Annotated in this window: 19 protein-coding genes; 5 read left to right on the top strand and 14 right to left on the bottom strand. The window is 60.5% G+C overall.

All coding sequences use genetic code 11. The features are described from left to right. The first annotated feature begins 214 nt into the window (after nt 1–214). Nucleotides 215–1,249, top strand: a complete 1,035-nt coding sequence (gene selD / locus ACOYXH_RS15490) for a selenide, water dikinase SelD (protein ID WP_095124423.1) — start codon at nt 215–217, stop codon at nt 1,247–1,249. Further along, nucleotides 1,249–2,352, top strand: coding sequence for a tRNA 2-selenouridine(34) synthase MnmH (gene mnmH / locus ACOYXH_RS15485; protein ID WP_220556540.1), 1,104 nt, complete (start codon nt 1,249–1,251; stop codon nt 2,350–2,352). Before selD ends, mnmH begins: the two co-directional genes overlap by 1 nt. Nucleotides 2,353–2,487: 135 nt before the next feature. On the opposite strand, the gene ACOYXH_RS15480 is transcribed toward mnmH, so the two are convergent. Continuing rightward, the gene (locus tag ACOYXH_RS15480) at nt 2,488–3,162 is read right to left on the bottom strand and encodes a hypothetical protein (RefSeq protein ID WP_007918234.1); all 675 of its coding nucleotides are present in this window, start codon (nt 3,160–3,162) and stop codon (nt 2,488–2,490) included. Between the two features lie 343 nt (nt 3,163–3,505). Between ACOYXH_RS15480 and ACOYXH_RS15475 the strand changes: the two genes are divergently transcribed. Together ACOYXH_RS15475 and hemB are read left to right on the top strand one after the other, a co-directional pair. Further along, nucleotides 3,506–4,204 (top strand): glutathione binding-like protein, encoded by a 699-nt coding sequence (locus tag ACOYXH_RS15475; RefSeq protein ID WP_460409765.1) that lies wholly within the window; start codon nt 3,506–3,508, stop codon nt 4,202–4,204. 255 nt (nt 4,205–4,459) lie between these two features. Continuing rightward, the gene (gene hemB / locus ACOYXH_RS15470) at nt 4,460–5,434 is read left to right on the top strand and encodes a porphobilinogen synthase (RefSeq protein ID WP_460409764.1); all 975 of its coding nucleotides are present in this window, start codon (nt 4,460–4,462) and stop codon (nt 5,432–5,434) included. Between the two features lie 128 nt (nt 5,435–5,562). Here hemB and ACOYXH_RS15465 read toward each other — a convergent pair whose 3' ends face one another. Further along, entirely contained in the window at nt 5,563–7,098 is a 1,536-nt protein-coding gene (locus tag ACOYXH_RS15465) for an FAD-dependent oxidoreductase (protein WP_460409763.1), read from the bottom strand. 449 nt (nt 7,099–7,547) lie between these two features. Further along, a complete protein-coding gene (locus ACOYXH_RS15460) occupies nt 7,548–9,752 on the bottom strand; it encodes a TonB-dependent receptor (protein WP_460065218.1) in 2,205 nt (734 codons plus the stop codon). 287 nt (nt 9,753–10,039) lie between these two features. On the opposite strand from ACOYXH_RS15460, the gene ACOYXH_RS15455 reads away from it, so the two are divergent. Beyond that, nucleotides 10,040–11,131 (top strand): DUF1615 domain-containing protein, encoded by a 1,092-nt coding sequence (locus ACOYXH_RS15455; protein WP_095051009.1) that lies wholly within the window; start codon nt 10,040–10,042, stop codon nt 11,129–11,131. A 70-nt stretch (nt 11,132–11,201) separates the two neighbouring features. Here ACOYXH_RS15455 and ACOYXH_RS15450 read toward each other — a convergent pair whose 3' ends face one another. The 11 genes from ACOYXH_RS15450 to ACOYXH_RS15400 form a co-directional block, all read right to left on the bottom strand. Beyond that, on the bottom strand, nt 11,202–11,642 hold the full coding sequence (locus ACOYXH_RS15450) for a phage infection protein (RefSeq protein ID WP_460409762.1): 441 nt from the start codon (nt 11,640–11,642) through the stop codon (nt 11,202–11,204). Nucleotides 11,643–11,774: 132 nt separating this feature from the next. Continuing rightward, the gene (locus ACOYXH_RS15445; protein ID WP_220556536.1) at nt 11,775–12,467 is read right to left on the bottom strand and encodes an anti-sigma factor; all 693 of its coding nucleotides are present in this window, start codon (nt 12,465–12,467) and stop codon (nt 11,775–11,777) included. Then, a complete protein-coding gene (locus ACOYXH_RS15440) occupies nt 12,464–12,997 on the bottom strand; it encodes a sigma-70 family RNA polymerase sigma factor (RefSeq protein WP_095124429.1) in 534 nt (177 codons plus the stop codon). Before ACOYXH_RS15440 ends, ACOYXH_RS15445 begins: the two co-directional genes overlap by 4 nt. Nucleotides 12,998–13,160: 163 nt before the next feature. Beyond that, complete coding sequence (locus ACOYXH_RS15435; protein ID WP_093433916.1) at nt 13,161–13,682, bottom strand: DUF3455 domain-containing protein; 522 nt, start codon at nt 13,680–13,682, stop codon at nt 13,161–13,163. Between the two features lie 114 nt (nt 13,683–13,796). Further along, on the bottom strand, nt 13,797–15,482 hold the full coding sequence (locus ACOYXH_RS15430; RefSeq protein ID WP_460409761.1) for an ABC transporter ATP-binding protein: 1,686 nt from the start codon (nt 15,480–15,482) through the stop codon (nt 13,797–13,799). Between the two features lies 1 nt (nt 15,483). Further along, entirely contained in the window at nt 15,484–16,506 is a 1,023-nt protein-coding gene (locus tag ACOYXH_RS15425) for an ABC transporter permease (protein WP_220556535.1), read from the bottom strand. Then, nucleotides 16,506–17,570: a microcin C ABC transporter permease YejB gene (locus tag ACOYXH_RS15420; RefSeq protein WP_258708502.1), complete on the bottom strand. Its 1,065-nt coding sequence runs from the start codon at nt 17,568–17,570 to the stop codon at nt 16,506–16,508. Before ACOYXH_RS15420 ends, ACOYXH_RS15425 begins: the two co-directional genes overlap by 1 nt. Before the next feature lies 1 nt (nt 17,571). After that, nucleotides 17,572–19,437: an extracellular solute-binding protein gene (locus ACOYXH_RS15415; RefSeq protein WP_095051015.1), complete on the bottom strand. Its 1,866-nt coding sequence runs from the start codon at nt 19,435–19,437 to the stop codon at nt 17,572–17,574. Between the two features lie 149 nt (nt 19,438–19,586). Next, nucleotides 19,587–22,298, bottom strand: coding sequence for a TonB-dependent receptor (locus ACOYXH_RS15410; RefSeq protein WP_176471234.1), 2,712 nt, complete (start codon nt 22,296–22,298; stop codon nt 19,587–19,589). A gap of 208 nt (nt 22,299–22,506) precedes the next feature. After that, on the bottom strand, nt 22,507–22,908 hold the full coding sequence (locus ACOYXH_RS15405; RefSeq protein WP_460409760.1) for an ExbD/TolR family protein: 402 nt from the start codon (nt 22,906–22,908) through the stop codon (nt 22,507–22,509). Continuing rightward, nucleotides 22,908–23,594, bottom strand: coding sequence for a MotA/TolQ/ExbB proton channel family protein (locus tag ACOYXH_RS15400; RefSeq protein ID WP_371857721.1), 687 nt, complete (start codon nt 23,592–23,594; stop codon nt 22,908–22,910). Before ACOYXH_RS15400 ends, ACOYXH_RS15405 begins: the two co-directional genes overlap by 1 nt. Between the last annotated feature and the right edge of the window lie 65 nt (nt 23,595–23,659).

Below are 23,659 nucleotides of genomic sequence, written 5' to 3'. Positions count from 1 at the left end.
CCCGTAAGGGCGGTTTTTTTTTGCCTTGTCGCCAGATGATCGTTCCCACGCTCTGCGTGGTAACGCCTCTAGGGACGCTCCGCGTTCCGGCTCCGTGAAGGGACGCGGAGCGTCCCGGGCTGCATTCCCACGCGGAGCGTGGGAACGATCGACGATCGGATAGACCCGGCGTGCTCTGCTAGAATCGGCCCCATCAACAGCCTGAGACTCCCCCATGAGCGAGCCGATTCGTCTGACCCAATACAGCCACGGCGCCGGTTGCGGCTGCAAGATTTCCCCGCAGGTGCTGGAAGTGATTCTGGCCGGCAGCGGTGCGCAGAACCTTGATCCGAAACTGTGGGTCGGCAACGCCTCGCGCGATGACGCGGCGGTCTACGAGATCGATGCCGAGCGCGGTGTGGTCTCGACCACCGACTTTTTCATGCCGATCGTCGATGACCCGTTCGACTTCGGCCGCATCGCCGCGACCAATGCGATCAGCGACATCTACGCGATGGGCGGTGATCCGCTGATGGCCATCGCGATTCTCGGCTGGCCGGTCAATGTGCTGGCGCCGGAAGTGGCGCGTGAAGTGATTCGCGGCGGCCGTGCCGTGTGCGACGCGGCGGGCATTCCACTGGCAGGCGGGCATTCGATCGATGCGCCAGAGCCGATCTTCGGCCTCGCCGTCACCGGTCTGGTCGAGAAGCGCCACATGAAGCGCAACGACACCGCTACCGCCGGTTGCCTGTTGTACCTGACCAAACCGCTAGGCATCGGCATCCTCACCACCGCCGAGAAGAAGGGCAAGTTGCGCCCGGCCGACGTCGGCGTGGCCCGCGACTGGATGTGCACTCTGAACAAACCCGGCAGTCGCTTCGGCAAACTCGCCGGCGTTACAGCGATGACCGACGTTACCGGTTTCGGCCTGCTCGGGCATCTGGTGGAAATGGCCGATGGCAGCCAGCTCACCGCGCGCATCGCCTATGACCGTGTGCCGCGTCTGGACAGCGTCGAGTATTACCTCGATCAAGGTTGTGTCCCCGGCGGTACGCTGCGCAACTTCGACAGCTATGCGAGTAAGGTGGGCCGCGTGCAGGAACTGCACAAACGCGTGCTCTGCGACCCGCAAACCAGTGGCGGTCTGCTGATCGCGGTGACGCCGCAAGGCAATGAAGAATTCCTCGCTGTTGCCGCCGAACTGGGTCTGAACCTTGCGCCAATCGGCGAACTGGTTGAGCGACAGACGAACGCAGTCGAGGTGATTTGATGCTCCGCGACTGCACTGACTACCGAGACATTTTTCTCAACGACCGGCCGTTGATGGACGCCCGCGCACCGGTCGAATTTCACAAGGGCGCGTTCCCCGGCGTGATCAATCTGCCGCTGATGAACGACGTTGAACGGCAGAAGATCGGCACCTGCTACAAGCAACACGGCCAGCAGGCCGCCATCGAATTGGGTCATCAACTGGTGTCGGGCGCGGTGAAAGCCGAGCGCATCCAGGCCTGGGCCGATTTTGCCCGCGCCCATCCTGACGGTTATCTGTATTGTTTTCGTGGCGGCCTGCGCTCGCAGATCACTCAGCAATGGCTGCGTGACGAGGCCGGCATCGACTATCCGCGCATCGGCGGTGGTTACAAAGCGATGCGCAACTTCCTCATCGACACCCTTGAACAGGCCATCGCGCAATGTGATTTCGTCCTGCTCGGCGGCATGACCGGCACTGGCAAGACCGAAGTGCTGGTGCAGTTGCGCAATGGCCTGGACCTGGAAGGGCACGCCAATCATCGTGGCTCAAGCTTCGGCAAACGCGCCACCGGACAGCCGTCGAACATCGATTTTGAAAACCGCCTGGCCATCGACATTCTCAAGAAACGCGACGCGGGGTTTGCGCAGTTCGTGCTGGAGGACGAGAGCCGGGTGGTCGGCAGTTGCGCCTTGCCGCTGCCGCTGTATCAGGGCATGCAGCAGTACCCGATGGTCTGGCTGGAAGACAGTTTTGACGATCGCGTGGAGCGGATTCTGCGTGATTACGTGGTGGATCTGTCTGCGGAATTTACGGCTGTGCACGGTGAAGAGGGCTTCACGTTGTTTTCTGAACGCTTGCTGGAAAGCCTCAACAATGTGCAAAAACGCCTCGGCGGCGAGCGTCATCGGCGAATGCTGTTGTTGATGGAAGAGGCGTTGATCGAGCAGGGGCGGAGTGGGGCGGTGGACTTGCATCGCGGCTGGATCGAAGGGTTGCTGCGTGAGTATTACGACCCGATGTATGTGTTTCAGCGCGAGAAGAAGGGCGGGCGGATCGAGTTTGCCGGGGAGCGTGGGGCGGTGCTTGAGTATCTGCGTGAGCGGGTGAATCAGAAGGATTGATAGTGCTTTTGCTGGCCTCATCGCTGGCAAGCCAGCTCCCACAGTTATTGCGGATGTACATGGATTTTGTGTACACCCTAGAACCCTGTGGGAGCTGGCTTGCCAGCGATGGGGCCGGTTCAGACAGAAGATGACTCAGGTCGGGCAGGTTTCCTTGCCATGATCCAGCCCCTGCTTGTAGCTGTGGCTCTGCAGACTGGCCTTGCCGTTGTGCCAGGTCAGGGTCAGTACATACAGCGAGTCAAAATCGTTGCCCGCCCAGTCCTCGGTGATGTTCTGCTTCTCGCCGACCGCTTTGCCCGCCACCTTGTTGATCAGCTCTGGCAGATAGCCGTGGGACCAGGCGGTGTAGATCGTCGAGTTGTGATACTTGTCTTCCAGCAGTTCGCGGGCCAGATCGCTGGTGTCGTTGGCCGAGAACTCGATGTTCACCGGCAGGCCGAGCTTGATCGCGGCGGGGCTGATGGTCATCAGCGGGCGAATGTAGCTGTAGGAATTATCCAGCTCACCTTCCTCGACATTGCGCGTCGGGTTGGCGGCAAACACGTAATCGGCCTTGCCGAATTTCTCCGGCAGCAGCGTCGACAGGTCGATGGCGCGGTTCAGGCCCTGACAGTTGAGCTGGCCGAGGCCACCTTCGGGTTTCTCCGCATGGCGCAGGAACACCAGCGTCTGGGTACCGTCCACCGGTTGCGCGCGGCTTTCGCTGGACTCCAGCGACAGGAACAGCGCACTGACGGCCAGCAGGGAAGGCAGGGCCACATATGCGCGGTGTTTGAAACGTTTGGCGAATCGCATAAGGATCGTCATGAAATAAAAGGTTCTTCAACAAATTCGGTTAAGGCTGACAAACCTTTACACCGCGGGCTCCCAGCACCGGGTGTTTTCCCTGTCGTGAACGGCTTCCTCTGCAACAAAGGCATAGCTCAGAGTCCCCTGAGGGCCGATTGGTTCGATCGTCCGAGTGCGCAGCACTCTAACGGCTACGTTCAGCGGCCTGGTGGCAGGTTAGCGACAGGATGTTACGGGTTCATGTAGGCGCTGGCGCAGGCTGTGATCTTTTTGCAGGCTGCAAAGGCTCAAGATCAAAAGATCGCTGCCTGCGCAGCGCCTACATTATGATCAGGCTTTAATTTGTGACTGGATGCTTCCCATGACCGATCTGTCCGCGTTCCCGATCACCCAGAAATGGCCGGCGCAGTACCCTGACTGGATTCAGCTCTATTCCTTGCCGACGCCCAATGGTGTCAAAGTCTCGATCATGCTCGAAGAGATCGGCCTGCCGTACGAACCGCACAAGGTCGCTTTCGACAGCAATGATCAATTGTCTGCCGAGTTCCTTTCGCTGAACCCGAACAACAAGATCCCGGCGATCCTGGATCCGCATGGCCCCGAAGATCAGCCACTGGCGCTGTTCGAATCCGGTGCGATCCTGATTTATCTGGCCGACAAAAGCGGCCAGTTGCTCGCGCAGGAAGGTGCGCAGCGCTACGAAACCATCCAGTGGCTGATGTTCCAGATGGGCGGCATCGGTCCAATGTTCGGCCAGCTCGGTTTCTTCAACAAATTCGCTGGCAAGGATTACGAGGACAAGCGCCCGCGTGATCGTTACGTCGATGAAAGCAAGCGTCTGCTCAAGGTGCTCGACGGCCGGCTCGAGGGTCGTGACTGGATCATGGGCGAGCGTTACACCATTGCCGATATCGCCACGTTTCCGTGGGTGCGTAACCTGATTGGGTTTTATGAGGCCGGTGATATGGTCGGCATCAGCAACTTCCCGAATGTCACCCGCGTACTGGAGCGATTCCTCGCCCGCCCAGCGGTCATTCGCGGCCTGACCATCCCCTCATGATTTTCGGGCTATACACATAACCTTGTGGGAGCTGGCTTGCCAGCGATGACGCCGGTACAGTCGACATCTATGTTGACTGAACCACCGCCATCGCTGGCAAGCCAGCTCCCACAGGGATTTACAGTGTTCTGAAAGATTGTTACCCGCCCGGTAATGCACTCTTGATTGATCCAGGTTTGTACCGCGCGCCCCGCAAGGCATAAGCTTCGCCCCCTACGACTTTCGTCTCATCTGCCGTTTTCAGGAAAGGCCCCCATGTCCAGTCAGTTCCCCGAAGCACGTCCCCGCCGTCTGCGCCGCAATGCGAGCCTGCGCAGCCTGTTCCAGGAAACCGAATTCAGCCTGAACGATCTGGTCCTGCCGATTTTCGTCGAGGAAGAAATCGATGACTTCGTGCCGATCAAGAGCATGCCCGGGGTGATGCGCATTCCCGAGCGCAAACTGGCCAGCGAAATCGAGCGTTATGCCCGTGCTGGCGTCAAGTCGGTGATGACCTTCGGCGTGTCGCATCATCTGGACAGCAACGGCAGCGATACCTGGCGCGAGAATGGTCTGGTCTCGCGCATGTCGCGCATCGCCAAGGACGCTGTGCCGGAGATGATCGTGATGTCCGACACCTGCTTCTGCGAATACACCGATCACGGCCACTGCGGCGTGATGCACAACCATGAAGTCGACAACGACCAGACCCTGATCAACCTCGGCAAACAAGCTGTGGCGGCGGCCCGCGCTGGTGCCGACGTGATCGCGCCGTCAGCAGCGATGGATGGACAAGTGCGGGCGATTCGTCAGGCGCTGGATGCCGCCGGTTTCACCCATATTCCGATCATGGCTTACTCGACCAAGTTCGCCTCGGCACTCTACGGCCCGTTCCGCGAGGCCGGTGGCAGTGCGCTGAAAGGCGACCGCAAAAGCTATCAGATGAACCCGATGAACCGCCGCGAAGCCCTGCGCGAATCGCTGCTCGACGAGCAGGAAGGCGCCGATGCGCTGATGGTCAAACCGGCCGGCGCTTACCTCGACATCATCCGCGACATTCGTGAAGCCTCGAACCTGCCGCTGGCGGCGTATCAGGTCAGTGGCGAGTACGCGATGATCAAGTTCGGCGCGCAGGCCGGGGCAATTGATGAGGATCGCGTGGTGCGAGAGAGTCTGGGCGCGATCAAGCGTGCGGGTGCTGATTTGATCTTTACTTACTTTGCGATGGATCTGGCATTGGCCGGGATCTAAAGACCAACGCACAACCCTGTGGGAGCTGGCTTGCCAGCGATAGCGTCAGCACAGTCAAAATCAATCTTGACTGATCCACCGCTATCGCTGGCAAGCCAGCTCCCACAGGTTCTTGTGGTTTCCTTGGGTCAGAGGCAGGCAAAGAACGGGCGGATGCCGTGATCGCGGAAGTAGCGTTCAATCACCTTCGGATCCGCGCTGTTCTCGGCAATCGCCACATAGGTATCCGGGCGCAACAAATAAAAGCCGTTACGCCCCAATCCTGCCGTTTCAAACGCCGGGCGCCAGTCGAACACATGCAGCGGCACATGGTGTTCGTGGCACCAGGCAATCATTTCGTCGCTGGTGTCGCCGTACACATGCACCTGCCAGCACGGCTGTCTCAGCGGTTCGTAATTATCCCCCTCACCATCATGCGCCCACGGCAAGCGGTCACCACCGTGCACATGGCCGGCCGCGCCCTGGCTCAGCGGCATGCCGCGATAGTTGAGGGTGACTTGTGACACGGTGCGAAAAAGGAACTCGCGACTGGCCTCGAACGAGGCCATTTTCGGGATCAGAAACGGTGCCACACGCATGCGTAGCAGATCGGCCATGCGTCCTTCGGCAGTGACAAAACTGAAGACTTTGTCGGTGGTCGACACCAGTCGGCGGGCGAAGGCAATGCGTTCGGTTTCGTAGCTGTCGAGCAGGCTTGGTTCGGCGCCACCGCTGAGCACAGCGGCGAGTTTCCACGCCAGATTGATCGCGTCGCCAATGCCGGTGTTCATGCCCTGACCGCCCGCCGGGCTGTGCACATGCGCGGCATCGCCGAGCAGAAACGCACGACCGCTGCGAAAATGCTCGGCCACGCGGTGATGCACGCGGTAGGTCGAGAACCAGTGCACGTCTTCGATATGCACTTTCAGATGTTCGATGGCACGGCTGCTGACGTCGGAGAATTCCAGGCTTTCGGCGCGATCCGCGCGCTCATCACGCACCGTGCCGATCAGACGGGCACGGCCTTCGCCGGCCAGGGGAAACACGGCGAGGAAGTCCGCCTCATCCAGATCCAGGTGCAACTCGCCGTTCATAGCCGGGCCGCTGGCCTTGACGTCGGCGACGTAGAAAATCTGCTGATAGGTGCCGCCGGGAAAACCGGTGTCGAGGGTTTTGCGCACCACTGAGCGGGCGCCATCACATCCCGCCAGATAACAGGCCTGGCAGATTTCCTGCTCGCCATCGGACAGGCGCAAGTGCGCGGTGAGGCCGTCGCCGGTTTCCTCGAAGCTTTCCAGGGTGGTATCGCGTTCGACCGTGACCCCATAGTCTTCAAGACGCTCGATCAGCAGCCGTTCGTGTTGATCCTGCGGGAAGATTTCGACGAATGCGTAGGGTGTCAGGCCTTCGCCGATGCGGTTCAGTGGCAACTGCGCGACCGGTTTACCGTTGACCCAGAAATTCGCCGCCGCCACCCGATGGCCGTTGCGCACCACGGTGTCGGCGAGGTCCAGTTGCCGGTACAACTCGAGGGTGCGCGCCTGCACCGCCAGCGCTCGCGACGTGGTACCGGGCGCGGAGGCCTTGTCGATGATCCGCACGCGCACGCCCAGTTTGCTCAGCCACAGGGCCAGCACCAGCCCGGTGGGGCCGGCGCCGATGATCAGAACGTCGCTGCGGTTCATGGGCCTGTCCTCCGTTTGCTGTGCAGCAAGTATGGATCAGAAGGAGAGGCTGGCCAGTTGATCGGCCAGACGGAAGACGGCCCCGCAGCGGTGAGGCTGTGGGGCCTTTTTTGGGTGTTCGGCGGGAAGGTATTGGCGGTAGTGAAATTTACCCCCTCACCCCAGCCCTCTCCCCCAGGGGGGCGAGGGGGAAAGGGAGCCGATTTGTATGCTTTTCAAAACCTGAGTTCGACTCGATGGCACACGTCGACGTAACTCGAAAGAACACCACATCAGTCCCCTCTCCTTTGAAAGGCGAGGGGGAAAGGGAGCCGATTTGTGTGTTTTTTAAGACTTGAGTTCGACTCGATATTTCAGGTCGGTGTAACTTGCAAGAACACCACGGTCAGTCCCCTCTCCCTCTGGGAGAGGGTTAGGCGGGCGGCGTTCCGATGAGGGGCTTTTCAGCCTTAGAAATCAATAGTCCCGGACAACTTCGCCACCCGCGGCTCACCCTGAGTCAGATACCCCCCCTGAGCCGATTCCCAATACTTCTTGTTCGCCAGATTTTCCACGCCCAGACGCACGGTCACGTCCTTCTCCGACACCTTGAACGCATAACGCGCCCCCGCATCGAAGCGGTTCCAGGTCGGCAGGCTGAGGTTGTTCGCCGCGTCAGCGTATTGACCGCCGGTACGCAGCATCCGCGCATTCAGCGCCACGCCTTGCAGACCCGGCACGTCCCAATCCGCACCAGCGTTGAACTGGAAGGTCGGCACACCGATCGCACGGTTGCCGTCGTTGGCGCCATTGAGGGTGTTCTTCAGTTCGGTGTCCATCAGGGTCAGACCGCTGATCAGGCGCAGACCATTGATCGGTTCGCCGAACACGTTCATTTCCACGCCTTTGTTGATCTGCTCGCCTTCACGCACGTAGGTGCAGGTAGTCGCACTGTCGATTTCGCAGTAACCATCGCTCGGCTGCTCGATGCGATAAACACCGAGGCTGGCGCCGTAAGTGCCCATGTCGACTTTCACCCCGACTTCGGTCTGCTTGGAGCGTTTCGGCGCATAGACTTCGTTGCCGTTGGTGACACGGAAACCACCGGAACTGGTCGGCGAAGTCGGGCCCTGGGCCAGACCTTCGATGTGGTTGGCGTAGAACGACACATGGTCCCACGGCTTGAACACCACGCCGTAGACGGGTGTGGTGATCGATTCGTCGTAGCTCGACTTGCGACCGCCGCTGCCCCAACTGGCGTAGTTGTAGCCTTGCACCACCAGTTGCTGGCGACGCAGGCCGGCGGTGACCAGCAGGCGATCATCGAAGAAACCGAGGGTGTCAGAGAGTGCGATGCTGCGGTTGAAGGTCTTGCCGACGATGCCGGGATCATTCAAGTCGCCGCCGGCAAAGTTGCCCACCGGCGACGGCGTTTGCACCGGGTGGTAGATGTTGTTGGCGTATTGGGTCAGGTCAAAATCATAGGCGCTGCGCTGCTCGGCCCAGATGCCGGTCAGGCCGAAGTTGAGCTTGTGGCTGACCGACCCGGTGTTGAATTTACCGTTGAGGCCGGCCATCACGCTGGTGTTGTCTTCGTCGTGCGGAATGAACGAGCCGGTGGTGAACGACGCGCCGTTGTTACCGACCAGCGTGGTCGAGTTGTAGCGCCCGACTTCGCGGGTGTGCTTGGCGCCGCCGGCCGCGTAGGCGGTCCAGTTGTCGTTCAGGTCGTACTCGGCGCGAAGCATGCCGAAGGTGTCTTCGATGTCGGTGTAGCCCCACTTCGGCGCGTAGTTGGTGTCGGCCGAGGGCGCGTCTGGAATGTGCGTGGCAGTGCCGAGGTTGACCGAATTACGACCACCGTTGACGCGTTCTTTCTGGTAGGCAAAGTCGCCGGAGAGGCGCAGGGCGTCGCCGCGATAATCGAGGCCGATGGCAAACAGTTTCGAGCGCTGGTTCTCGTGGTCGATACCGGTGTCGCCTTCGCGCTGGGACAGGTTGATCCGGGCGCCGAAGCGGTTGTCTTCACCGAAACGCTGGCCGATGTCGAAGTGATGACCGATACGGCCTTCGCTGTTGATGTCGGTGGTGTAACGACGCAGCGGCACATCGCCGGCGCGCTTCGGTTGCAAGTTGACGCCGCCGCCGATGCCGGAGCCGGTCGGGGTCACGCCGTTGATAAAGGCGTTCGGGCCTTTGAAAACTTCCACACGCTCCAGGGCATCGGTGGAAATGATCTGCCGTGGCAGCACGCCGTACAGGCCGTTATAGGAGATGTCGTCACCGTTCAGCGGCAGGCCACGGATCATGAAGACTTGCGCCTGGTTGCCGTAACCGGACGCCTGACGTACCGAGGAATCGTTGAGCAGCACGTCGGCGACGTCTTCGGCCTGCTGATCCTGAATCAATTGTTCGGTGTAGGACGCGGCGCTGAACGGCGCGTCCATCATGTCCTGATTGCCGAGCACGCCGAGTTGACCACCACGGGCGACCTGACCACCCGCGTAAACCGGGGGCAGGGCGTTCGGCGTCGGGGCTTGGGCGTTGACGTTGACGTCGTCCAGCACCAGCGCTTTGGTATCGCCTTCTGCGGCTTGGGCGGTGATGGTCAGGGAACACAGCAGGGCGAGAAGCGTCGGGCGAAACGGGACGGCGAGTCGAGCTGGAACGGGCATGTAGGGACCTGGAGGCGCACGGCCGGTGAGAAAAATAAGGGCGGCGCGGGAACTCCTTGCGCAAATGCGACTCCAGGCGCAAATGATAGGTTTTCTCAGTAACGTTTTGCAATCAGTTTGTCATCACCCTCTCAAAACACACATCACCTGTAGGAGCTGCCGCAGGCTCGGGCCGCGATCGGACGATCTTTTGATCTTGTTTTTTAAAATCAAAAGATCGCAGCCTGCGGCAGCTCCTACACGGATTGTGTATGGTGGTTTGGGCTTAACGGACTGGATAAAGCTTCATGCACAACTTTCAATTACCGATCACGCTCGCCGTACTGCTGGTGCTCGCCGGTTGCGCGGGGCAACGCAGTACCGAGCCGGTGCCCCGTGCGCCTGCTGAAGTGAAGGCCGAGATCGTGCGGCTGATGCCGGCCAAGACTGCCGATCGCCAAGGCTGGGCCACCGATATCTACGCCGCGTTTGCCGCGCAGAACATCAGCCCGACCACGCAAAATCTTTGCTCGGTGCTGGCCGTGGCCGAGCAGGAATCGACCTTCCAGGCCGACCCCACGGTGCCAGGCCTGGGCAAAATCGCTCGCGACGAAATCGACCGTCGCGCCGCCAAAGTGCACATCCCCAGCTTGTTGGTCAGCGGCGCGCTGCAAGTGCGCTCAACCAACGGCAGGACCTACAGCGAACGCTTGAATACGGCGCGCAGTGAGAAAGAACTCAGTGGTATTTTCGACGACTTCATCGGCCGGGTGCCGATGGGCCGTACGCTGTTCGGCGGTTTTAACCCGGTGCACACGGGCGGGCCGATGCAGGTCAGCATCGAATTTGCCGAACAGCACGCCAAGGATTATCCGTATCCGGTTGACGGCACGATCCGCCGTGAAGTGTTCAGCCGCCGTGGTGGCATGTATTTCGGCATCGCACATTTGCTCGGTTATCCGGTGAGTTATCGCGAGCCGCTGTATCGGTTTGCCGATTTCAACGCCGGTTGGTACGCCAGTCGCAATGCCGCGTTTCAGAATGCGGTGAGCCGCGCTTCGGGCATCCCGCTGGCGCTCGATGGCGACCTGATCCGCTACGACTCGATCATGCCCGGCGGCACGGAACTGGCGGTGCGCACCCTCGGCAAGTCGCTGGGCATGCGCAACCCGACGATTCGCGACCAATTGGAGGAGGGCAAAACCCTGGAATTCGAAGAGACCAAGCTCTATCAGCGAGTGTTCGAACTGGCGGAGCAAGCGGAGGGGAAAAAGCTGCCGCGCGCGGTGTTGCCGGGGATCGTGCTGCAGAGCCCGAAGATCACCCGCAAACTCACCACAGCGTGGTTCGCCAAGCGCGTGGACGAGCGCTACAAGCGCTGCATGGCCAAGGCCGGATAAATCAGGCAGACATAAAAAACCCGGCCAAGGGAGCCGGGTTTCTCTGGGTTGTTGCGCTTACAGCCAATCATCAGGCAACGCGACGTTGGATCAGACGATCCGAGCCACCTTCGGCAACGCGACGTTCGATCAGACGATCCGAACCACCTTCGGCAACGCGACGTTCCAGCAGACGATCAGCGCCACCTTCAGCAACGCGACGTTCGATCAGACGATCCGAACCACCTTCAGCGACGCGACGTTCGATCAGACGATCCGAACCACCTTCGGCGACGCGACGTTCGATCAGACGATCCGAACCACCTTCAGCGACGCGACGTTCCAGCAGACGATCAGCGCCACCTTCAGCAACGCGACGTTCGATCAGACGATCCGAACCACCTTCAGCCACACGGCTTTCGATCAGTTTGTCCGAGCCGCCTTCGGCGATCATGGTGTGGGCCGGGGTAGCGGCGAAAGCGTTGATAGCGAAGACCGAGAAAGCGATGCCGAGAAGAGTTTGGCGTTTCATGATGGTGTGCTCCGGGGTGTTGTTGGTTGGTATGGAGCAGATGTTACGCCCGGGATTTTTTATGAGAACTTCATTGCCGTGATGGTGAACATCGATGCCGATGATGGTTGCCGGAACCCGCAGATCAGAGCCTCACAGCACCTTCACCGCACGCCCGATCGCCTGAATCGGCCCGGTCGGTTTGCCGATCGGCGAGCCATTGGCGCCCTCAAGTGTCAGCTCGAATAGCTGATTGGGTTGCAGCGGCGGTAACTTGTCCAGCGGCACCGACAAGGCCTGCCCGGGTTTGACCAGCCCCAGCGAAACCGGCCCCTGCCAGCCGTCAGCCTTGGTCCAGAATTCCAGAGCCTTGTCGGCTGGTACCTCAACCACGCCGAGCGGGATCAGTTGAATTTCATGCGAATTGCTCGCCTGAATCACCCAGCCCGGGGCTTTGTCCTGCGGCGCAACCAGCACCACCAGATAGCTGGGTTTCGGCGTGGTCTGGGTCAGCAGGATAGAACCCAGAATCAACGTCGCGGCCAAACCGGCTGCGCTCAACCCACGCCAGAGCGGCAGCAGGTTCCACCATGAAGTTGAAGGTGCTTGCCGCGCCAGTCGCCCGATACTGCGCTCGATGCGTTGCCACAACTGCGCCGAGGGTTGCTGCGGCTCCGCGAGATCCGTCAACTCCAGCAGACGCCGCTCCCAGGCGTCTACCGCTGCGCGCAATTGCGGATCATTCGGCAAACGCCGTTGCACCTCGCTGCGCTGTTCGAACGATAGCGTGCCGAGCACATATTCGCCGGCCAGTTCATCCCGTTCTTGCGCTGATTCGCTGGTCATCCCATGCACTCCCGCAAGGCATTGAGGCTGCGCTTGATCCACGCTTTGACGGTGCCCAGCGGCGTGTCGAGGCGCGCGGCAATTTGCGCGTGGCTGTAGCCGTCGACGTAAGCATGCAGGACGCAACTGCGCCGTTGTGGCTCCAGCTGTTCAAGGCAATGGTAGATGCGCGCCGAATGCGCGTGGGCGTCGAAGCTGGCATCGTCCGCAGCGGTTTCGTGGGCCTCGCTGAACGGCGTTTCCCGGCCGTGATCACGCAGCAGATTCAGCGCCAGATGCCGGGTCACGCTGAACATCCAGCCACGCGCCGAACCGCGCGCCGGGTCAAACCCCGCCGCGCCGTTCCAGATCTTGATGAAGGCCTCATGAACAATGTCCTCCGCCAGCGCCGTATCGCGCACCAGGCGCTTGGCCACGCCGAGCAGACGCGGGCCTTCCTGCACATACAAATCGCGCAGGGCCGCACGCTCGCCACGGGCACAGGCAGCGAGATGGGCTTCGTAATCGAAAACGGATTCGGCTAAAGGCATGTCGTGCAATCTAGCTCACATTCCGTAAACATCCAGAACACATAATTCCCCTTGTAGGAGTGAGCCTGCTCGCGATAGCGGTGTATCAGCAGCATATTCTTCACTGATACACCGCTATCGCGAGCAGGCTCACTCCTACAGGGGATTTGTGGTGTTCCGGGGATCAGTTCGCCGCCCAGAAAATGTAATCAGCCTGGTACTTCACCACTTCCTGCTTGCCCTTGTTCGCCGTCGTGCATTCACTGCCCGGTGCCACGCCGCCCTTGAGCGCGACACGCTGGATGTAACTCACGCCGCTCATCGCGCCTTTACCCTCGGCGGGGTTGGCCTTGACCAGTTGATAGGGCAGGTTGCCCGGAGTCGACGGCGCCACGGCCAGTTGCGTGCCGGTGACTTTCGAACCGTCCTTGGCCTGCCAGGTCGCTGGCGGGCCGAAGTAGGTGCCGACCTGCTTGCCGCTGCGATCATTGAGCACCGCTTTCGGACCGACAAACGTCCACTCGGTCTGCCCGGCCGCGTTGGGCTTGTCGCGGCACTCGTAGGTGATCTCGCCGACGCCGGTGGTTTCCATCGCAATCTTGTGGCCGTCCGGCACTTTGATCGCGTCGGGGTAACTGCTTTGGGCGAAGGTTGTCGAGGACAGGGCGAGCAAACCGGTGAGGCCAATCAGCTGGGTGATGTTCATCAGTGTTATCTCCGAAAAGGGTAGACCGCTGACAGCCGAAGAGGGCTGTTACAGGGACTACCCGTGACGGAGGCGTTTGGATGCAGTGCCTGAAAAATATTTTTTGGATCACCGCTATACCTGTGGGAGCTGGCTTGCCAGCGATAGCGGTGGGTCAGCGAAGGGGATGTCGACTGACCCGGCGCCATCGCTGGCAAGCCAGCTCCCACAGGGTTTTGTGTCGGGCTTGAGGCCGGAGGCTTTCAGGAGTTCCTGGGTATAAGGGTGTTTGGGTGCGGCGAAAATCTCGCGTGAAGAACCCTGCTCAACCACCTTGCCATCCTTGATCACCATCAAGTCATGCGCCAGCGCATGTACCACCGCCAGATCATGGCTGATGAACAAATAGGTCAGCCCATGCCTGATCTGCAATTGCCGCAACAACTCCACCACCTGTTTCTGCACCGTGCGATCCAGCGCCGAGGTCGGCTCATCGAGCAGAATAAGCGCCGGCTCCAGCACCAGTGCGCGGGCGATGGAGATGCGCTGGCGCTGGCCACCGGAAAACTCGTGGGGATAACGATGGCGGCTCTGCGGATCGAGGCCGACTTCCTCCAGCACCCGGATCACCGCCGCTTCCCGCTCAGCCTCAGTGCCGATACCGTGAGTCAGCAAGCCTTCGGCAATAATCTGCTGCACTGACATCCGTGGGCTGAGGCTGCCGAACGGGTCCTGGAACACCACTTGAATCTGCCGCCGCAACGGCCGCATCAAACGTTGATTGAGCAAGCTCAGTTGCTTGTTACCAAAACGGATATTGCCCTCGGACTCGACCAACCGCAGGATCGCCTGACCCAGCGTCGATTTACCCGAACCCGACTCACCGACAATCCCCAAAGTCTTGCCGCGTTGCAGGGTGAAACTCACGCCGTCCACGGCTTTGATGTAATCCTGCTGGCGACTGAACAACGCCTTGGGCAATGGAAACCACACCTTCAAATCATCGACTTCGAGCAGGTTGTGGTCGTACTCACTGGGCACCGGCGCACCGCTCGGTTCGGCCTCGATCAACAACCGACTGTAAGGATGCTGCGGCGCGCGAAACAGCGCCTCGCAATCCGCCTGCTCGACGATTTCACCATGGCGCATCACGCATACCCGTTGCGCGATGCGCCGTACCAGATTGAGGTCGTGACTGATCAGCAACAGCGACATGCCGAGGCGTTGCTGCAACTCGATCAACAACTCAAGAATCTTCTGCTGCACCGTGACGTCGAGCGCCGTGGTCGGCTCGTCAGCGATCAACAATTCCGGCTCATTCGCCAGCGCCATCGCAATCATCACCCGTTGCCGTTGACCACCGGAAAGTTGATGCGGATAGGCTTTCAAGCGCTGCAACGGCTGGCGAATGCCGACCAGTTCCAACAGCTCCAACGTCCGTTCACGGGCAGCGCGGCCCTTGAGGCCTTTGTGAATCTCCAGTACTTCGCTGATTTGCTTTTCCACCGTGTGCAGCGGGTTCAGCGAGGTCATCGGCTCCTGGAAAATCATCGCAATGCGGTTGCCGCGCAGGCCGCGCATCTGCTGCTCGCTGGCGTGCAATAAGTCCACGCCGTTGTAGCGGATCGCGCCGCTGCTGCTGACGTTCTTGCCCGGCAACAAACGCAGGATCGAATGCGCGGTCACCGACTTGCCTGAGCCGGACTCTCCGACCAGTGCCAGGCACTCGCCGCGGGGGATATCCAGGTTCAAACCGTGCACCACTTCTTGTCCGGCGAATGCGACGCGCAGATCGCGAATTTCAATCAGGTTGTCGTTCATGTCAGCTCCGGGGATCAAATGCATCACGGCAAGCCTCACCGATGAAAACCAACAACGACAAAATCAGCGCCAAAGCAAAAAACGCCGTTAGCCCCAGCCATGGCGCTTGCAGATTGCGCTTGGCCTGTCCGATCAATTCGCCCAGCGACGCGGTGCCGGCCGGCATGCCGAAGCCGAGAAAATCCAGCGCAGTCAGGGTGGCGATGGCGCCGGTGAGAATGAACGGCAGGTAGGTGAGGGTGGAGGTCATCGCGTTGGGCAGGATGTGCCGGCACATCAGCTCGTTGTCGGTCAGGCCCAGCGCTCGCGCGGCTTTGACGTATTCCAGATTGCGTCCACGCAGAAACTCGGCGCGCACCACGTCGACCAGTGCCAGCCAGGAAAACAGCGCCATGATCCCCAGCAACCACCAGAAACTCGGCGAGACGAAGCCGGACAAAATGATCAGCAGGTACAGCACCGGCAACCCCGACCAGATCTCCAGCACCCGTTGCCCGAGCAAGTCGACCCAGCCACCGTAATAACCCTGCAACGCCCCGGCAACGATGCCGATCAACGCACTGATGCCGGTGAGAATCAGTGCAAACAGAATCGAAATCCGCGTGCCGAAAATCACCCGCGCCAACACGTCGCGGGCCTGATCGTCAGTGCCCAGCCAATTGCTTGAGGACGGTGGGCTCGGTGCCGGCTCCGCAAGGTCGTAATTGACCGTGTCGTAACTGAACGGGATCGGCGGAAACAGCATCCAGCCGCCCTGATCCTCGATCAGTTTGTGCACGTAGCTGCTGGCGTAATCCGGCTGAAACGGCAGCTCGCCGCCGAAATCGGTTTCCAAGTAATCGCTGAGGATCGGGAAGTAAAAAGCGTCGTGATAACGGATCACCAACGGCTTGTCGTTGGCGATCAACTCACCGCCCAGACAAATCAGGCACAAACCGATAAACAGCCACAGCGACCAGCGTCCACGGCGGTTGGCCTTAAACTGAGCCACGCGACGCTGACCAAGAGGGGAGAGAGTGAACATCAGGCAGTCCTCGCCGAGAAGTCGATGCGCGGGTCGAGCAGGGTGTAGCAAAGGTCGCCGATCAGCTTGATCAACAGGCCGAACAGGGTGAACAGGAACAACGCACCGAACACCACTGGGTAATCCCGCGACACCGCCGCTTCGTAACTCATGCGCCCGAGGCCGTCGAGGTTGAAGATGGTTTCGATCAGCAGGGAGCCGGCGAAAAACACCTCGATCAGTGCTGACGGCACTCCGGCCACCACCAACAACATCGCATTGCGAAACACGTGGCCATAGAGCACGCGACGCTCAGTCAGACCCTTGGCCCGCGCGGTGATCACGTACTGGCGGCTGATTTCGTTGAGGAAGCTGTTCTTTGTCAGGATCGTCAACGTGGCGAAGCCGCCAATCACCAGCGCCGTCACCGGCAACACCAGGTGCCAGAGGTAGTCGCCGACCTTGCCCATCGTGCTGAGGCTGTCGAAGTTATCCGAGACCAGCCCCTGCACCGGAAACCAGTTGACGTAGCTGCCACCGGCAAACACCACGATCAACAGAATCGCGAACAGGAACGCCGGCATCGCATAGCCGATGATGATCGCCGTGCTGCTCCAGACATCAAACGCGCTGCCGTTCTTGATCGCTTTGCGAATGCCCAGCGGAATGGAAATCAGGTAAGTGATCAACGTCGCCCATAGACCCAGCGACAGCGACACCGGCAACTTCTGCACGATCAGATCAGTAACCTTGGCGCCGCGAAAAAAACTGCTACCCAGATCCAGCTGCGCGTAGTTTTTCAGCATCAACCACAGGCGTTCGTGCATCGGCTTGTCGAAGCCGTAATGGTGTTTGATCTCCTCGATCAACGCCGGATCGAGGCCACGGCTGCTGCGGCCCGCGCCGCCAACCGCAGTAACCTCGCCACCACCGCCCACGCTGTGCCCGCCGAAGCCTTGCAAGCGGGCGATGGCTTGCTCCACCGGCCCACCTGGCGCGGCCTGCACAATCAGAAAATTCACCACCAGAATGCACAGCAGCGTCGGGATGATCAGCAGCAATCGTCGGCTCAGATAACGCAGCATGTCACTGGCCCCCCGCGAGTTGAGAGTGCATCTGCTGGGTGGTCAGCGCCTTGGCCGCTACCTCCCACCAGGTGTTGAGGCCTTCGTCATACGCCGGTTGCACGGGTGGCATGCCGAAGCGGTTTTGATACACCGTCGGTGTGCCTTTGGAGTAGTAGTTGGGAATCATGTAGTAACCCCATTGCAGCACCCGATCGAGGGCGCGGGCGTAATGCACCATGGCTTCGCGGCTGTTGGCCTGGACCAGTCCGTCAATCAGTTGATCGACCGCCGGATTGGCCAGCACCATCGAGTTCGAACTGCCGACTTGCGTGGCGCTTTGCGAGGCGTACAGGCTGTACAACTCGCGGCCGGGAGAGACGATCGGATCGCCGCTGCGCGGGAAAGCGACGACGATCATGTCGTAGTCGCGGGCGTTGAGGCGGTTGATGTATTGCGCCGAATCGATCCGGCGCAGATTGAGCGTAATGCCGATCTGCGCGAGGGTGCGTTTGAACGGCAGCAACATGCGATCGAAGCCGCCCTGACCGTCGAGGAAAGTGAACTCCAGCGGCTCACCCGCAGCGTTGACCAGACGATTGTGTTGCGGCGTCCAGCCGGCCTCGGCGAGCAGCTTCAGCGCTTGCAGTTGTTTGTCGCGGATGTAGCCACTGCCATCGGTTTTCGGTGCCTGGTACACCGTGGTGAAAACCTCGTCGGGAATCTGCCCACGCAGCGGTTCGAGGATCTTCAATTCTTCGGCGTCGGGCAGGGCGGTGGCGGCCATTTCGCTTTTTGGCCAGAAGCTGTTCTGGCGCACGTAGAAGCCGCGCATCATCTGTTTGTTGGTCCACTCGAAATCCCACAGCAGGCTGATCGCCTGACGCACGCGGCGATCCTTGAAGAACGGGTTCTGCAGGTTGAACACGAAGCCCTGAGCGGCGGTGGGTTTGTCCGGGGCGAGGATCGACTGTTGCAAACGACCGTCGCGCAATGCCGGGCTGTCATAGCCGACCACATAACCGGACGAGGAGAACTCGCGGTTGTAGTCGAACGCGCCGGCCTGCAGCAGTTGCCGGGCGACGTCGGTGTCACCGTAGAAATTCACCGTGAGCGTGTCGAAGTTGTACATGCCGCGACTGACCGGCAAGTCCTTGCCCCACCAGTCCGGATCACGTTCGAAACTGATACTGCGCCCGGCGTCGACCTTGCTCACCCGGTACGGGCCGCTGCCCAGCGGTGGCTCGAAACCGCCGCCATTGGCGAAGTCGCGGGTTTTCCACCAGTGTTCGGGGACCACGCGCATCGTCGCCAGATCCAGTGCGAGGGTGCGGTTGAGGTTGTTCTTGAAGGTGAAGCGCACCTGTCGTGGGCCTTCGATCAGCACGTCCTGCACATCGGCGTATTGCTGGCGATAACTCAGGCTGCCCTTGGTCATCAACAGGTTGAAGGTGTAGCGCACGTCTTCAGCGGTGATCGGCGTGCCGTCGGCGAAACGTGCTTGTGGATTGAGGGTGAAGCGCACCCAGAGTCCATCGGGGTCGCGCTCGATCTGCTGCGCGACCAGTGCATAAACGGTGTACGGCTCGTCCAGCGAGCGGAACGCCAATGGCGAATACACCCAGTCGTTGACCTGCACCACGGAAATGCCCTGATCGGCATACGGGCTGATGTAGTTGTATTGGCCGATCTCCATCGACGCACGGCTGAGTGAACCGCCCTTGGGCGCCTTGGGATCGACGAAATCGAAATGCTCGAAGTTCGCCGGATACTTCGGCGCTTCGCCGTACACCGTCAGCGCATAACTGCCGCCGGCCAGCGCCGAAGTGCCGGTGCATAACAGCGCACTGCCCAAAAGCAGGCCAGCCATGTTGCGCAAAAAACTCATGAAGTCACCCTGAAAATCCCTGAAGAAACCCGGCCCCCATGTGGGAGCTGGCTTGCCAGCGATAGCGGTATGTCAGTGAAGTAAATGTCGACTGATACAACGCCATCGCTGGCAAGCCAGCTCCCACAGGGTTTTATGGTGCTCGTTCTTTAGAAGTGGTAAGTCATGCGCGCAAACAAAGTACGGCCCAGCGGGTCGGTGTAGCGCGGGTCATAGCCGCTCTGGAAGTTGTAGGCCTGGTTGGAAAACGGCGGGTTGCGGTCGAACACATTCTTCATCCCGGCATCGACATCCAGCACCTTGTTGAAGGTGTAACCGGCCGACAGATCCCAGACCGAATACGACGCCACGCGCGCGTGGGTGTCGCGGTCGTAGTCGTTGTAACCCGTGGTGAAACGGTTGGTCAGTGCTGCCCGCGCCGCGCCGAAGGTCCAGCTGCCGGTGAGGTTGTGCTTCCAGCGTGCGATCACGCCGTCACCCTGAAAGTCGCCGACCTTGTCGGTAAACGGGCCTTTGATGGTGCTCTGGAAGTCGTACTCGTCAACATAAGTGCCTTGCAGCCCCAGACCGAACTGACCGTACGGCGTGTTCGGGAAGCGATAGTCCAGCGACACATCGACACCGTTGGTTTCGACGATGCCGAGGTTGGCGTTGCCGGTGACGATGTAGTTGAGCGTGCCATCGGCGTTGCGCACGAAGCGATCCGGGTAAGAGCCGGCCTGATCAAACACGGTGGATTCCGGGAACGGCTGGATCTGGTTGGAGATGTGGATCCACCAGAAATCCAGACCTACCGAGAGGTTGTTGATCGGCTGATAGACGAAGCCGAGGGTCACGTTACGCGCCTTTTCCGGGGCCAGGTCTTCGTTGCCGCCGATCTGGTTGAGGAACTGCTGACCGCAATCGCGGCCGCCGTTGCCGCCTGGTTGCACTACGCCGCCGGTACACAGCACCGGGTCGTTGTAGTAGCCCTGGGTGAAGGTGATGCTGCGCGGCGAATACAACTCATACAGCGACGGCGCACGGAAGCCTTCGCTGTAGGCGCCACGTACCACCAGCTCTTTCAACGGTTGATAACGGAACGAATATTTCGGGTTGGTGGTGCTGCCGAAGTCGCTGTATTTGTCGTGACGCACGGCGGCGGACAGTTCGAGGCTGTCGAGCACCGGCACGTTGATTTCCGCGTAGGCGGCTTTCACGCTGCGGTCGCCTTCGACGCTGCCGGCCGGGTCGATGCCGAGGCTCTGGATGTCGCCGGCGAACGACTCGAAATCCTGATGGAATTTCTCTTTGCGGTACTCGCCACCCAGGGCCAGACCGGACGGACCGGCGCCGAACCAGTCGCCGATTTCACGACTGATACGACCATCGAAACCGGCTACACGGCCCACAGCAGTGGAGTAGGCACCGTGGTAGGCCGCGTTGTCGATGTACTGCTGACCGGCGGCGGACTGCGGGCCGAACGGGTTGAGCAAACCACTGGCCAGACCATTGATCATCGCCTGGTCGCTGACAAAGCCATTGGTGACGCTGGAGACGATTTTGTTCTGGTTGTACGAGGCGCCGACGTTGTAATCCCAGCCGGCGACCAGACCATCGAAACTGAGCAGGAAGCGCTGGCTGGTGTTCTGGTCTTTCGATTCACGCGGGCCGGCAGCGGTTTCACGCCAGTTGACGTCCACCGGTTGGGTCGGGTCGAGGGCGAAATCGGTTGGCGCCGGGGTGATGCCGTTGCCGGGATAGTAGGGCGACGAGGAATCGAGGCTCAGACCGGTCAACGGCGCAGGGCCGATCGCCGTGGCGTTGTTGTTGCGCGACCAGAAGTATTCGAGATTGACGTTGTGATCGTCGCCGAGCTTGCCAGTGGTTTTGCCGAAGAACGAGGTCTTCTCGGTTTGCGGCACCAGGTCGATGTATTCGCGGGTGCTGAAGCGGCACAAACCGTCGCGGGCGATCAGGTTGGGGCCGTTGCAATTGCTGTTGGCCAACGGGTTGGTGGCGTTGCCATTCTGACTGTAGTTGCCGGGGAACGCGGTGCCGGAGGTCTGATCGAGGCCGCGACCGGGGGCGTAGTCGGTGGCGAAGGAGCGGTCGTTGGCGTCGAGGTTCTGCTGCTTGTTGTAGTTGAACACGCCGAGGACGTTGAAACGGTCTTCTTCCAGATCGCCGTAGCCCCAACTGGCGCTCATGTCTTTGGTTGCACCGCCGCCGCTGTGGGTCGGGGTTTCGCCGCCGAGGGTCAATTGGCCGTCGGTCAGGGATTTCTTGGTGATGAAGTTGATCACGCCGCCGATGGCGTCGGTGCCGTACAGGGCCGAGGCGCCGTCGCGCAGCACTTCCACACGTTCGATGGCGGCAAACGGGATCATGTTCAGATCCACCGCGCCGCCGGCCGAGTTGGTCCCCGACAAGGCGTTGTTGGCCAGGCGTCGACCGTTGAGCAGCACCAGCGTCTTGTTTGCGCCGATGCCGCGCATGTCGGCGAATGAGGCGCCGCCAGTGGCTGCGCCCACGGAGCCGGCGCTGTTGTTGATCGACTGGCTGCCGGTGATGCGCTGCACCAGTTCGGCGGTGGTGGTCACGCCCTGTTTGCGCAGCTCATCGGCCTTGAGAATGGTGATCGGCACCGCCGTTTCCGCATCGACCCGGCGAATCGCCGAACCGGTCACTTCCACCCGTTGCAGTTGCGTGGTCGGCGCAACCACCGCCGCAGCTGCCGGGACGTTAGCGTTGTCGTCCTCGGCCGCCTGCACAGTCCCGGCGCCCATCCCCATGGCCACCAGATACAACGGAACAAAACGGTGGCGAGAAATCGTTGCCACCAATGGTTTGAGCGTGAAGCGTGGAGTGTTCATCAGCATGGTTATTTCCGACTTTTTAGACGTTATCGAATTGGCCTTGTGAGCCCCTCATTGCTCCGCTATCGGTGATACCGCGTGCGGAAAACCACTTTCTTCAAGCAAGCCGATCCCCTCCGAAGACGCGTGGCGTTTTTTCGGTCGGCCGTTTACGACGGGATTCGGTCAGCGGTGCCGGACGCGTGTTTTCAGTACGCGGCCGGCACCGCACTCAGTGGGTGGTCATCACCGATATTTTGGTAATGCCCGAGCGTTCGATAGACGCCATGGCCTTGGCCACCTGGCCGTAATTGACGGCGGAGTCGGCCTGCAACTGCACGCGCACTTCGCTGTCCTTGGCCTTGACCTCTTTGAGGCTGGCTTCCAGTGATTCCGGGGCCAGCTCGGTCTTGGCCAGATAGAAATTGCCGTCCTGATCGACGCTGACCACCACCGGGTCTTTCTTTTCGGCGGGGGCGACGGCGTCGGTTTTCGGCAGATTCACTTTGATCGCGTTGGTCATCAGCGGCGCGGTGACGATGAACACCACCAGCAACACGAGCATCACGTCGACCAGTGGCGTGACGTTCATTTCGCTGAGCACTTCATCGCTGTCTTGAGTGGAGAACGACATCAGCTGGCCTCCCGCACGGCGGCCGTGGTTTTGCTGGCGATGGCCTGACGGCTGATGGAAAACGCACTGCGCGAGGCGAGGGCGTCAAAGTCGTGGGCGAAGTCATCCATGTCTGCCGAAGCGAGTTTCAAGCGGCGCAGGAAGAAGTTGTAAATCAGCACCGCCGGCACCGCGACGGCGATACCCACGCCGGTGGCGATCAGCGCGTGACCGATCGGCCCAGCCACTGCTTCAAGGCTGGCCGAGCCGGTTTCGCCGATGCTTTTCAGCGCTTCCATGATTCCCCACACGGTGCCGAACAAACCAATGAACGGCGCGGTGCTGCCAATACTGGCGAGGATCGCCTGACCGTTTTCCAGGGAGCGACGTTCCTTCTGGATCTGCTGGCGCAGGTTGCGTTCCAGGCGATCCGAACGGTTGATGGTGTGCGCCAATTGCTGGGTGGTACGCGGCGAATCTTCCACCAGCAGCGCTTCGAAACCGCTGCTGGCGATACGCGCCAGCGCGCCCGGATACTGGCTGGCGTGTTCGGCGGCGGTGAGCAGATCCGGCGCGCCCCAGAAGGCTTTGCTGAATTGTTTGTTCTGCGCTTTCTGCCGCAGGTACTGCGCCGACTTGACCAGCAGGATCGCCCAGCTGACCACGGAAAACAGCACCAGACCCCAGAGCACGCCGGGGACAATCATCGAAGACAAATCGTTCATGGTGACACCTCGCTTGCGTTATTCGGTTGTGCGTTGATTGAGCGTTC

This window comes from Pseudomonas sp. Mb7 (assembly GCF_054790525.1).
Note: the sequence above shows the minus strand (reverse complement) of the source record. Positions and strands in the feature narration are given on the sequence as shown.

Bases quoted from the DNA above. Each gene is read 5' to 3' on its own strand.
- selD (WP_095124423.1), top strand. From the start codon at position 215: ATGAGCGAGCCGATTCGTCTGACCCAATACAGCCACGGCGCCGGTTGC.
- mnmH (WP_220556540.1), top strand. From the start codon at position 1,249: ATGCTCCGCGACTGCACTGACTACCGAGACATTTTTCTCAACGACCGG.
- ACOYXH_RS15480 (WP_007918234.1), bottom strand. From the start codon at position 3,162: ATGACGATCCTTATGCGATTCGCCAAACGTTTCAAACACCGCGCATAT.
- ACOYXH_RS15475 (WP_460409765.1), top strand. From the start codon at position 3,506: ATGACCGATCTGTCCGCGTTCCCGATCACCCAGAAATGGCCGGCGCAG.
- hemB (WP_460409764.1), top strand. From the start codon at position 4,460: ATGTCCAGTCAGTTCCCCGAAGCACGTCCCCGCCGTCTGCGCCGCAAT.
- ACOYXH_RS15465 (WP_460409763.1), bottom strand. From the start codon at position 7,098: ATGAACCGCAGCGACGTTCTGATCATCGGCGCCGGCCCCACCGGGCTG.
- ACOYXH_RS15460 (WP_460065218.1), bottom strand. From the start codon at position 9,752: ATGCCCGTTCCAGCTCGACTCGCCGTCCCGTTTCGCCCGACGCTTCTC.
- ACOYXH_RS15455 (WP_095051009.1), top strand. From the start codon at position 10,040: ATGCACAACTTTCAATTACCGATCACGCTCGCCGTACTGCTGGTGCTC.
- ACOYXH_RS15450 (WP_460409762.1), bottom strand. From the start codon at position 11,642: ATGAAACGCCAAACTCTTCTCGGCATCGCTTTCTCGGTCTTCGCTATC.
- ACOYXH_RS15445 (WP_220556536.1), bottom strand. From the start codon at position 12,467: ATGACCAGCGAATCAGCGCAAGAACGGGATGAACTGGCCGGCGAATAT.
- ACOYXH_RS15440 (WP_095124429.1), bottom strand. From the start codon at position 12,997: ATGCCTTTAGCCGAATCCGTTTTCGATTACGAAGCCCATCTCGCTGCC.
- ACOYXH_RS15435 (WP_093433916.1), bottom strand. From the start codon at position 13,682: ATGAACATCACCCAGCTGATTGGCCTCACCGGTTTGCTCGCCCTGTCC.
- ACOYXH_RS15430 (WP_460409761.1), bottom strand. From the start codon at position 15,482: ATGAACGACAACCTGATTGAAATTCGCGATCTGCGCGTCGCATTCGCC.
- ACOYXH_RS15425 (WP_220556535.1), bottom strand. From the start codon at position 16,506: ATGTTCACTCTCTCCCCTCTTGGTCAGCGTCGCGTGGCTCAGTTTAAG.
- ACOYXH_RS15420 (WP_258708502.1), bottom strand. From the start codon at position 17,570: ATGCTGCGTTATCTGAGCCGACGATTGCTGCTGATCATCCCGACGCTG.
- ACOYXH_RS15415 (WP_095051015.1), bottom strand. From the start codon at position 19,437: ATGAGTTTTTTGCGCAACATGGCTGGCCTGCTTTTGGGCAGTGCGCTG.
- ACOYXH_RS15410 (WP_176471234.1), bottom strand. From the start codon at position 22,298: ATGCTGATGAACACTCCACGCTTCACGCTCAAACCATTGGTGGCAACG.
- ACOYXH_RS15405 (WP_460409760.1), bottom strand. From the start codon at position 22,908: ATGTCGTTCTCCACTCAAGACAGCGATGAAGTGCTCAGCGAAATGAAC.
- ACOYXH_RS15400 (WP_371857721.1), bottom strand. From the start codon at position 23,594: ATGATTGTCCCCGGCGTGCTCTGGGGTCTGGTGCTGTTTTCCGTGGTC.